Annotated in this window: 11 protein-coding genes; 5 read left to right on the top strand and 6 right to left on the bottom strand. The window is 67.9% G+C overall.

Annotation, left to right across the window (positions count from 1 at the left end):
- Window positions 1–659, top strand: a 659-nt coding sequence (locus tag ACGFIF_RS41690) for a hypothetical protein (protein ID WP_393162974.1), incomplete at its 5' end; no start/stop codon positions are given.
- Between the two features lie 483 nt (window positions 660–1142).
- Here the strand turns inward: ACGFIF_RS41690 and ACGFIF_RS41685 are convergent.
- The 3 genes from ACGFIF_RS41685 to ACGFIF_RS41675 all read right to left on the bottom strand — a co-directional run bounded on the left by ACGFIF_RS41685 (window position 1143) and on the right by ACGFIF_RS41675 (window position 4959).
- Window positions 1143–2087, bottom strand: a complete 945-nt coding sequence (locus tag ACGFIF_RS41685) for a phosphotransferase family protein (protein ID WP_393162972.1) — start codon at window positions 2085–2087, stop codon at window positions 1143–1145.
- A 324-nt stretch (window positions 2088–2411) separates the two neighbouring features.
- Entirely contained in the window at window positions 2412–4268 is a 1857-nt protein-coding gene (locus tag ACGFIF_RS41680) for a hypothetical protein (RefSeq protein WP_393162970.1), read from the bottom strand.
- A gap of 424 nt (window positions 4269–4692) precedes the next feature.
- Entirely contained in the window at window positions 4693–4959 is a 267-nt protein-coding gene (locus ACGFIF_RS41675) for a hypothetical protein (protein WP_393162968.1), read from the bottom strand.
- 150 nt (window positions 4960–5109) lie between these two features.
- Here ACGFIF_RS41675 and ACGFIF_RS41670 point away from each other — a divergent pair, with 150 nt between their 5' ends.
- The 3 genes from ACGFIF_RS41670 to ACGFIF_RS41660 all read left to right on the top strand — a co-directional run bounded on the left by ACGFIF_RS41670 (window position 5110) and on the right by ACGFIF_RS41660 (window position 6742).
- Window positions 5110–5352, top strand: a complete 243-nt coding sequence (locus tag ACGFIF_RS41670; RefSeq protein ID WP_393162966.1) for a hypothetical protein — start codon at window positions 5110–5112, stop codon at window positions 5350–5352.
- A 1-nt stretch (window position 5353) separates the two neighbouring features.
- Entirely contained in the window at window positions 5354–6043 is a 690-nt protein-coding gene (locus tag ACGFIF_RS41665) for a hypothetical protein (RefSeq protein ID WP_393162964.1), read from the top strand.
- 348 nt (window positions 6044–6391) lie between these two features.
- Complete coding sequence (locus ACGFIF_RS41660) at window positions 6392–6742, top strand: hypothetical protein (RefSeq protein WP_393162978.1); 351 nt, start codon at window positions 6392–6394, stop codon at window positions 6740–6742.
- Between the two features lie 45 nt (window positions 6743–6787).
- Here ACGFIF_RS41660 and ACGFIF_RS41655 read toward each other — a convergent pair whose 3' ends face one another.
- Window positions 6788–7567, bottom strand: a complete 780-nt coding sequence (locus ACGFIF_RS41655) for a class I SAM-dependent methyltransferase (protein WP_393162962.1) — start codon at window positions 7565–7567, stop codon at window positions 6788–6790.
- A gap of 485 nt (window positions 7568–8052) precedes the next feature.
- Window positions 8053–8304 carry a DUF378 domain-containing protein gene (locus tag ACGFIF_RS41650; RefSeq protein ID WP_393162960.1) on the bottom strand — a complete coding sequence of 84 codons (252 nt, stop codon included), beginning with the start codon at window positions 8302–8304 and terminating at the stop codon, window positions 8053–8055.
- Between the two features lie 91 nt (window positions 8305–8395).
- On the opposite strand from ACGFIF_RS41650, the gene ACGFIF_RS41645 reads away from it, so the two are divergent.
- A complete protein-coding gene (locus tag ACGFIF_RS41645) occupies window positions 8396–9316 on the top strand; it encodes a MerR family transcriptional regulator (protein ID WP_393162958.1) in 921 nt (306 codons plus the stop codon).
- Between the two features lie 55 nt (window positions 9317–9371).
- Here ACGFIF_RS41645 and ACGFIF_RS41640 read toward each other — a convergent pair whose 3' ends face one another.
- Complete coding sequence (locus tag ACGFIF_RS41640; protein WP_393162956.1) at window positions 9372–9689, bottom strand: antibiotic biosynthesis monooxygenase; 318 nt, start codon at window positions 9687–9689, stop codon at window positions 9372–9374.
- Between the last annotated feature and the right edge of the window lie 72 nt (window positions 9690–9761).

Below are 9761 nucleotides of genomic sequence, written 5' to 3'. Positions count from 1 at the left end.
TCCTCGGAATAGTTCTTGCGGGCCATGGTCCTGATCATCTCGCTTCCCCAGCCGATGGCTGGAATCAGCGTGTCCAAGAACCAGGGTCAAGGCCCATCCTCGCCGCTGATGAGGCAACGCATCATCCTGCTGTGCCCGGCCAAAGGCAGATGCCGACGCCGACGACTCCGACACCCGACGGGCCCTCGGGTGATGATCCGGTACGCCGACTCCACGTCGACTACGTGAAGCACTACACGACGTTTGCGGAGCTGCGCGCTGACAGTGCCGCTATCGTCAAGGTCATCGCCGGGGAACAAATCTTAGGCGAGATCGCGCGGCTTCCGACAACGGTGACGAGTGCGACGGTGACGAAGGTTCTCTGGGGAGAAGCTGCGTCGGGGGCGGCGATTGAGATCAGGCAGCTTGGCACCGCCGAGATGGTCGGCAACATGTCGAAGGTCCTTGAGCCAGGTGCTGAGTACTTGGTCTTTCTCATTCCGAGCACTGGTGCCGATGATGCTGCCCCGAACCGCTACCTGATCGCCGGCGACGTCGGCGTGTATCAGTTGCAGGGCGATCAGTACGTGCTCCGCGGGGGCAACATGCCACCCAAAGGAGCCAACTCGCTCCCGCCGACCCTCCAGGCCACCTCGGCGGAAGCAATCATTACCTCCTAGCTCCTGCCGCGATGCCTGGCATGCCGACGTCGACCACACCGCTTGGGGCGCTGTACGCGCTGATGCGTTCCGCGGTGGCTTGCTTCTCGCGGGGTAGACGCAGGGTGGGGCCTGGGCAACTGCCCCTCGCCAGGGCCTGAAAGCCACACAACCTCTCGACACGGCGCGGCTCCATGCTTTTGGAGCAGCGCTTGCAGTCGCTTCCGTAGCGCGCGGCGTATAGGAGAGTCTTCGGGCTACCGCCGGGGTGGAGGCGACATCTGCGTTGGCCTGGCCGCGGTCGGGTCGTCCGCCGAGGTCTCAGGCCGCATGGTTGCCTAGGTTCGTCCTCGGCCAGTGCTCGCCCGCGGTCCAGATCCAGCGCAGGCTGCCGGGCGTCTCTTGTTGGTAGGCAAGGGGCCACCCACAGAACTCGTCAGCGGTGCGGCCCATCCGTTCGGCGGCCAGGCGGCGTTCCTCCCAGTCGGAGCAGGGAACCCGCAGTTATCCGAGGCGCCGTAGCGCTGTCTCGACAGCGACCTCGACCCGGGAAGTCATGCCGGGCACATCGACGGGACGGCGCCCAGCGACCTGACCACGGATCCACTTCGGCCCGCTATCGTCATAGTGCAGCAGGGCATACAGGTCCCACCACGGATCGAGAGTCACCCCGGCGATCGACTCATAGAGCGACCGAAGCTGCTCCGACCACTCGGGCGAGTAGAGCGCCGCCAAGTATCGCCGACAGTGCCCGACGTCAATCGCGCGCGCCCCCCGATGGATGGAGTTCCAGTCGGTCAGTCCAGTAATCCTCCCGCGCGACCACAGCATGTTGACAGGCAGGAGATCGCAGTGCAGAAAGACAGCAGTGTCCTTTGGCGGCGGCGCCGCCATGACACCAAACGCCGCCTTCCACACAGCCGACTTCTGTGCGTCGACCGGCACCTGAAACCCGTCTAGAGGAGCGATCCAAGAATCCGTCCAAGGTCTGAACATCTTCGCGGGGAGATCGAGGGAATGCAGCAATACAGCAATCTCCGCGATCCTCGTCAGCCACGACCGAGGTTCCGCCGGATTGAGGTGAACATGCCCCTGCAACCGTGTCGTCAGCAACGATGGCGCGCCCCCCGTCGAAGCACCAGCAACATCGGTAGCCAGGATGCTCGGAACCGGGAGCCCGCTTCCCGCCACCACACCAAGGTTGGCGATCTCCTTCTCCAAGCTCCCCTGCAGGCCAAGCCCGCCCGGGTACTGCCGCAGTACGACGAACGTTCGCATTCCACGTCGCTCGACAGTCAGCCGATTCACGGCGGAGCAGACGCCACCGGTCAATCGGCGATAGCCAACGATGCGACTGCCCCGACCCATCGACGCCGCAACCCAGGCGAGAGTCTCCACGGAGGGCCGACGCTGCTTGAACCCGCCATCCCTCCAGTCGCCGTCGGTCATGAGCGCGAGCCTATTCATCAGGGGCCTGCGGCGATACGGGTTTCTAACCCGCCAGAGGCAGTGACCCGGCTGCTGGATGGGGTCTCGGCGCTTGCCGGATCGCGGCATACCTCTGCCACAAGGCCGTCGTAGGACCATGGCGCACTCGCCAGCTCCACCAGCACGTTGAGCCCTGCCGGCACAAGGCTCGTCCGATACGGCGACGGTTGCGCCAGCGCGCGCTCGTCCGGCACCCGATCCGAGGTCACATGGACCGCAGTGCCACTACCGACGGCCGCCCATCTGGGCGGCCGTCGGGGTGTTGTGGCTACGGCTCGAGTGGGCTCAGGAGTCGTCGCTGAAGGTTCCGCCGAAGATGTCGGAGTTGCCGAAGGTTGCCGGGCAGTCGTTGTTGGGTCCTGGGCGCAGTTCCGTGGAGTGTGTGGCCGGCAGTTCGGCTGCCGCGTCTTGGTCCTCCTTCTCGTCTCCGACGATGGGTTCGGTGGTGCCGGCCAGGACGTCTTCGACGAACGCCTGACGGTAGGCGTTGATGTCCGGGCAGACGGCTCCGTTGCGCATGTCGTTCCAGACGGCGGAACCGTAGTCCCGCGTGGCGACGGCGTAGTTGTAGTCGCCGAGGAACTCCGAGGTCAGGCTGTTGGCGCTGGACGCGCGCCCGTCGCCTACTGCTCCGCGCAACACTGTTGTGAACGCGCCGACGGTGTGCGCGGTCCCGGTGATGTCGGCGTGCCGGACCACGCCCAGTACCCGGCGCGGCGAGGTGGTGTCGTTGCGCCACGGGTCGAGCCACGCGTTGTAGACCAGCCACGCGTCGGTGCCGTCGGGCGAGATTGCCACCGCCGGGAAGTTGGCCCGGTCGGTGCCCTCGCTGACTACCACCTTTGCCGAGTAGGTGCTGCCCCCGTTGGTCGAGCTCACCAGGAACGCCTTCTCGAGGTTGGTTCCCTGACTGTCGTCGGACCAGGTGAGCAGGATCTGGTCGGTGGCGTCCGCACCGGTCGGCGCGCCGTTGGCGATGTCGAACGACGGGAAGGTGTTGGTGCGGGCGCCCGCGATGCCGTCGATGGTGAACCGGCCCTGCGCGGGGTCGAACTGCCCGATTCCACCAAGCCCCGACACCACGGCCCTCGGACGCTCGAAGTTCTGGCCACCGTTGAAGGACCGGGCCTGGAAGAACACGCCCTGGCGCGTCCGGATGTCGGTGCCGATCCACACCACGTAGACCACGCCTTGGCTGTCGGTTCGGATCGCACAGCCCTGCCGCCCGCCGGTCTGGTTGTTGTTGGTCGCAGCGGACAGCTGGCGCGTGGTCCAGGTGTCGCCGCCGTCGGTGGAACGAGCGAACAGCACCGGTTCGGATCCGGCGGTCCCGCGGAATCCGACGTTGCAGACGTAGGCGTTGCCGAAGTGGGGGCTGGTCTCGGCGTTGTCGGCCCAGACCTGTTCCTTGTCGCTGAAGAGGGCCTGGTTCTGCCTGGTCACGACCACCGGGTCCATCCAGGCGTCGTTGTCACCCGCGATGGCGCCCGCCAGGTCGTCGGTGCGGGACACCGCGATGGCTGCATCGCCGGGGAAGCCGGGATTGCCCGGGAAGTTGGTGGCGATGTTGGCGTAGTACAGCCGCTGCCCGTTGGACCAGGAGAAGTTCCCTGAGGCGTCGGGAACGGGACCGAAGACCAGCTCCGGGTCGCCGTTGGAGACCATGCCGTTGACGTCGTAGTTGGGCAGTGTGCCGATCGGGCCGTTGGGATCGGGTACGCAGCCGGTGTCGCCGGCCGGGGGTTGGCCAGGCGCGACGTCGGGTGCACCGAGGCAGGACGGTGTGACGCGCGCCGAGAAGCCCGTGTACGTCGGTTGCGTCCACGTGCGGCCGGAGTCGGTCGAGAACTGGATGCCGGACACGCCCACGCCCGGGGTGAACGGGCACGTGCGGTCATCGCCGGCGTTACACGCCTCCAGGTCGATGTTGTCGTTGGCTCCCGCCGCGAGGATCGCGGGGTTGACGGGGTTGACGGCCAGACCAGGCTCGTTCTGCTTGTTCTGCGAGAACAGTTGGTCGTTGCTCCCGACGGTGACTTCCGTCGACCCGCCCGGTGTGATCGGCGCGGCCTGGGCCGGCGTCGGGAGAAGTAGTGCTGCGGATGCCGCGGCGACCGTCGCGGCGACGTTGATCCTGCGCATGACGCTCCTCGGATAGATGGATCGTTCTGCGCGGCGCGCCTGGCTGCCCCGAGCACCGGCCAGGTGGTCGCAACCTCTCAGTTTCGTCCGCTCGCGGCGCCCCGGCAAGGGGAAGCCGCGGTCCGCGCAGGCCCCACAACATGGCCGTCCGCGAGGGCAGGCGCCGAGCCAATCCAGAGGCGCTGAGCAGCAGAAGCCGCCGGGCACGGCCAGCGGGCGCTCCGCGCGGTCACTTCCTGTCACCGGCTGATCCGGTAGTCGGAGCGGCTGCGTCAGCGCACCGCGACGCGGTGTGTCGCGGTGATCCAGCCCGTCAGCGCGCGGTGCGGTCCCCGAATCACCTGGCCGGACCCCGTGCGGGGTGGCAGGAACCCGCCGGCGGGGGGATGGCCGGCGGGTCCACCTTCCCAGGATCGCCCAGGGCTTACGGGTCGATGACGACCGTGCAGGTGTAGGTTCCGGGCTTCAGGTCGGAGGCCGAGGCCGAGCCGTCGCCGTTGGCGCCGGTCGAACCGCTGGCCACCTGGCCGTCAGGTCCGGTGCACACGATCGTGGACGCCGTACCGCCGTCGATCTGGGAGTCCACCGACAGGTCGGTGAGCGGCGTGTTGCCAAAGGCAACCGTCTCGCCCACGTACGGCGAATCGGTGCAACTCGCCTTGTGTCGTATCCGTCCGGCTGTCGATCCCACGGGTCGACGGCGAGCTGACCATCTGAGCGGTCTGAAGGCTGGTTGCGCATCTAAGGGTTCGTGCCGCGGATCTGAGGGGTTCCTTCGGATGTGGCAGGGGTGGCGTGAGCGTAGTTAGTGGGAGTACCAGCAAACAGGGGAGGTTTCGCGATGAGCGAGGTAGTGCTCGACAGTTCACAATCTGTCGACGTGTTGGACGAAAGTGCGTTGCTGCCGTTGAGCCAGTCGGCGGGGGTGATGGCCGATGACCCGGCGCTCGACAGCGAGTTCGCCGAGCCGGGCGGCAACAGCGATGAGGTTGCCTTGGAACTGGGCGAGGAGCCGGGTGAGGAGACTCGGCCCGACAAGGCCGTGAGGTCGGCCGACGAGGTCGATCCGGAAGGGGATGAGTGAGATGGCGATCCGCACCGGGCAGGCCGCGATCGACTTCGCGAAGGGCCAGGTGACCAGCCCGAGCCAGGATTGGTTCCGGCTGTGTCTGGTCTTCGTCCGGCGTTGCTTCAACGTCGGGCCGCTGTACGGGTCGGCCGAGAAGGGCTATTTCGGGACCGACTTCAGGCACGGGACCACGGGTACGCCGCCGCTCGGAGTCCCTGTGTGGTGGACCAACGGAGGTGACGGGCACGTCGCCATCAGCGCCGGCGACGGGACCTGCTTCAGCAACGACATCAAGCGGCGCGGCAAGATCGACAGGGTTGCGATCTCGTTCATCACCCGCAGCTGGGGACAGCGGTACCGCGGCTGGAGCGAGGACGTCAACGGAGTCCGGATCTGGCGTCCGGGTGCGCCCACGCCACTGCTGCCGGCTGTCGACCTCAGCAACGTCATCGACGCCGCCCGCCGGGATCAGTTCCGTCCGCAGGGGCAGGGGCTGCACGAGAAGGACGTCCTGATCGTGGAGAAGGCGCTCCGGCACCAGGGCCTCAAGCCGGCGGAGTTCGTCGACGGCTACGCCGGGACCGAGTTCCGCAAGGCCTATGCCAAGTGGCAGAAGGCCACGGTCCCGCCGCCGTTCGACGGCATCCCGGGCAGGGCAAGCCTGACAAAACTGGGCCAGCGCAACGGCTTCCGTGTCATCGACTAACACCAACCGCCCTACCCGGAACCGTCGGCCGGCCCACGCCGGTCGACGGTTCGCCGCGGTTGCGCCGAGCTCATCGCACCGGGAAGTGCTCGCCCGCTGGCCACAGAACCTTCCTCGCCACGGCCGCGGACGGCTGCGGACGGCTGCGGACGGCTGCGACGGCCCCACCGCCGTCACCCTCACCAGCCACGGCCTCGCCGTCACCAACCTCGGCATGCTCGGCGACACCCACCGGCCCTGCGTCCTCCACATCACGACCCAGCCGGATCGTCGATCCTCCCGCGACCGATCCTGGCTGAATAGCTCACGCCGGTACGGCGGCAGAGGCGAGGGCGGTCGTTAGCGTGGCTGGGCGAGAAGCTGGCCGACGACGTCAAGGAGGTGCGGCTGTCGACCGGGCTGACCACCTCGGCCACTTGCATCGTCGGCGACGAGCACGACATCACCCCCACACTCGAGAAGATGTACCGGGCGATGGGGCAGGAGTTGCCGCGCACCAAGCGGATCCTGGAACTCAACCCGGAGCACGTGCTCGTCACCGGGCTGCGCACCACGCACGAGGCCAACGCCGACGACCCGGCGCTGGCCGAGGCCGCCGAGCTGCTCTACGGCACGGCGCTGCTCGCCGAGGGAAGCGAGCTCGCCGACCCGCCCCGCCTCACGCACCTGCTCGCCGACCGACTGGCCCGCTCGCTCTAGACAGGATCGAGCTACCGCGACGCCCGTCGCGGTAGCCCATGTCTCTCAGGGTTTGAGGGCCCGAGTGGCGTAGTAGCCGGGCAGCCAGCCTGCGGTGGCGTTGGAATGGTGCGGGGCCTCGTCGAACCCGGTGATCACGAAGCCGGCGGCGAGCTGCCCGCCGAGCTGCTCGGCCATCGTGTGGCTGTACTCCAGCGGCGCGTTGGCTCCCCACAGCCGCTCGCGCTCCTCGGCCGGGACGTGCGTCAGGTCGCTGTAGGGCAGGCGGTGGCGGACGACCAGCTCGCCGCGGGTGTCCATGGCCTCGTGGTCGAACAGGTACACGTCAGGGTTGAGGAAGCCGCACAGCAGCGCGCCGCCCGGCCGCAGTACCCGGAAGCACTCGCGCCACACGGGTGCGAGCTCGGGCACGAACAGGTTCGAGACCGGGTTGAGGACGAGGTCGAACGAGGAGTCGCCGAACTCCGACAGGTCGCGCATGTCGCCCAGTACCGTGCGCAGCTCCAGACCGTCGCGCTCCGCGACCATCTGATCCTGGTCGAGCTGACGCGGCGAGTTGTCGAAGACCGTGACCCGCGCGCCGGCCGCGGCGAGCGTCGGGCCTTGCTGCCCACCGCCCGAGGCCAGGCAGAGAATGTCTACATCGGACAGGTCGGCGGGGAACCACGCCCGGTCGACCGGCCGGTACCCGATGAGCACGACGGACCAGTCACCGGCGCGTGCCCGCGCGACGGTCTCGGGAGTGACCGGGCGCGACCACTCGTTGCCGCTCTCGACCTCAAGGTCCCACGCCGCGCGGTTGTGCGCTACCGGATCAACGCTCACGGGCATACGGTAGCGGCCCGGCGACGATCGCCGCCGGGGCGCATCCCTTCAGCTTCTGGTCCAGGCCCGGTTGCTGTCTCCGTTGCGACCGGATCGCCGGCCGCCGGCCCGCCCCGCCGGACGAGGTTGGCGAGAGTCTCGACCGAGGGAACCATCGATGGATCGTGCGCATGCAAAAGGTTCGCCAGTGGTACCCAAGCGAGAAACGACACAAGGTCATCTACCGCGGCCCCGCACGTTAAAGGGCCCCGCCGACAAGCCGCTCACCGGCGGCAAGGTCGTGCGAAGTGTGACACGCTAGCGGCCCCGGTTGTGCGGGCGCTGGACGATGTCCTCGAATTCCAAGCGGCTCTGTGCCCACAAGGCGGCCGTCGCCGCCGTCGGTGTCGATCAGGCGGGCCAGCGCCGGCGTGAGGATGCCGCGGCGCACGGCCCGCCTTTGGATCGGTGCGGGCCGTGCGATGGATGTCATGGGTGCCGACCGATCACGCGGCCGTTGTGTGGGCGTGGGTGCGTGAGGTGGTCGCCCACCGGCGAGGGATGGCCCGCAACTGCGTAGCGATGTACACCGCGGAGAGCCCGACCAGCCCGTAAACGATCCGGGTCAGCGCGTTGGTCTCCCCGAACTCCATGCCGAACACAGCCGCGACCAGATCGAACCGGGCGAGCGCGACCAGGCCCCAGTTCAGGCCACCGACCACGAGCAGTACTACTGCGACAAGATCCAGCTTCTTCATTTTGTCCAACCTCCGTCTAGGTTTTGTCTAGACTATAGGAGCGGTTCTGAGAGGTTGTCAAGAATCCGTCTAGGTTCTGTATGGTTAGGGCATGGCCACGAACGAATCGCCCGCGGTACTGCGCATCGGTGAGCTGAGTCGCCGGCTCGGCGTCAGCGATCACGTGCTGCGCGCCTGGGAGCGGCGCTACGGCCTGCTCCAGCCGGTGCGGTCGGCCGGCGGATTCCGGCTGTACTCCGAGGCCGATCTTCACCGGGTCCAGCGGATGCAGGACCATCTTGCGCACGGATTATCCGCCGCCGAAGCCGCCCGCGCCGCCATCGGCGAGCAGCGGACGGCCGAGCCCTCCGAGCGTGCGAAACAGCCGAGCGAAGTAGGTCTCGACGGCCTGGCCGACGCCGCACGGACGCTGGCAACCGCACTGGACGAGTTCGACGAACCGGCCGCGCAGGCCGTCATCGATCACCTGCTGAGCATGCTGACCGTCGAGACCGTCATCCGCGACGTGCTGATGCCGTATCTGGGCGAACTCGGCGAGCGCTGGGCGCGCGGCTCGGTGAGCGTCGTCCAGGAGCACTTCGCGTCCAACGTCATCCGTGGCCGGCTGGCCGGCCTCGGCCGCGGCTGGGGGCACGGCCACGGGCCACGGGCGCTGCTCGCCTGCCTACCGGGGGAACAGCACGAACTGGCGCTGCTCGCGTTCGGGGTGGTCCTCAACCGCAACGGCTGGCGGATCAGCTACCTCGGCGCAGACACCCCACTGAACGAACTGACCCAAGCCACCACAGCAGCGCCGCCGGACCTGATCGTGCTGGCCGCGACCGCACCGGAGCGGTTCGACGGCCTGACCGAGCAACTGGCCCGGCTGGCCCGGATCGCGCCACTCGCGATCGCGGGCGCCGGCGCGACCCAGGAGATCGCAGACGCCATCGGTGCCCGGCTGCTGACCGAAGACCCCGTCACCGCCGCGGAACAGACGCCGGGCGCCACCCGCCCCCACACATCCGTGTAAGTGCAGACAGGCGAGCCCCGCCGCGGGACGCGGCGGGGCTCGTTGGTTGGCCGATCTAGTGGGTCATCGGCGCCGGCTCGCGGTGGCCGGTGTCGATGGCGAGGTCACCGACGTAGTTGTTGCGCAGGGTGAAACGGTCCCGACTGTTGGCCTTCACCCAGTCCGCGGCCTTCGCGGCGGCTGCGTCGGCCTGCGCCCGGGTCTCCCAGGTGCTGATGGAGACGAACGCTTCCTTGTCGATCTGGGCGACTCCGTAGGACACGAAGCCGTTGCTGTCCTTGAACAAGGGGACCATCCCGGCCTTCGCCTGGCTGACTACCTCGTCGAACGTGCCGGACTTGATGTCGTAAAGAGCAACGCGCGTGCAGCGCATGATGTGCCTTCCTATCGCGGAGCGGCTTGCGTAGACCCGCAAACCAGTTCCACCATCGAAGCTACGCTAGAA

Origin of the sequence: Kribbella sp. NPDC049174, assembly GCF_043197365.1 — a bacterium.
GTDB lineage: Bacteria > Actinomycetota > Actinomycetes > Propionibacteriales > Kribbellaceae > Kribbella.
The sequence above is the reverse complement of the archived record's forward strand: the minus strand, read 5'-3'. Positions and strand labels throughout refer to the sequence as shown.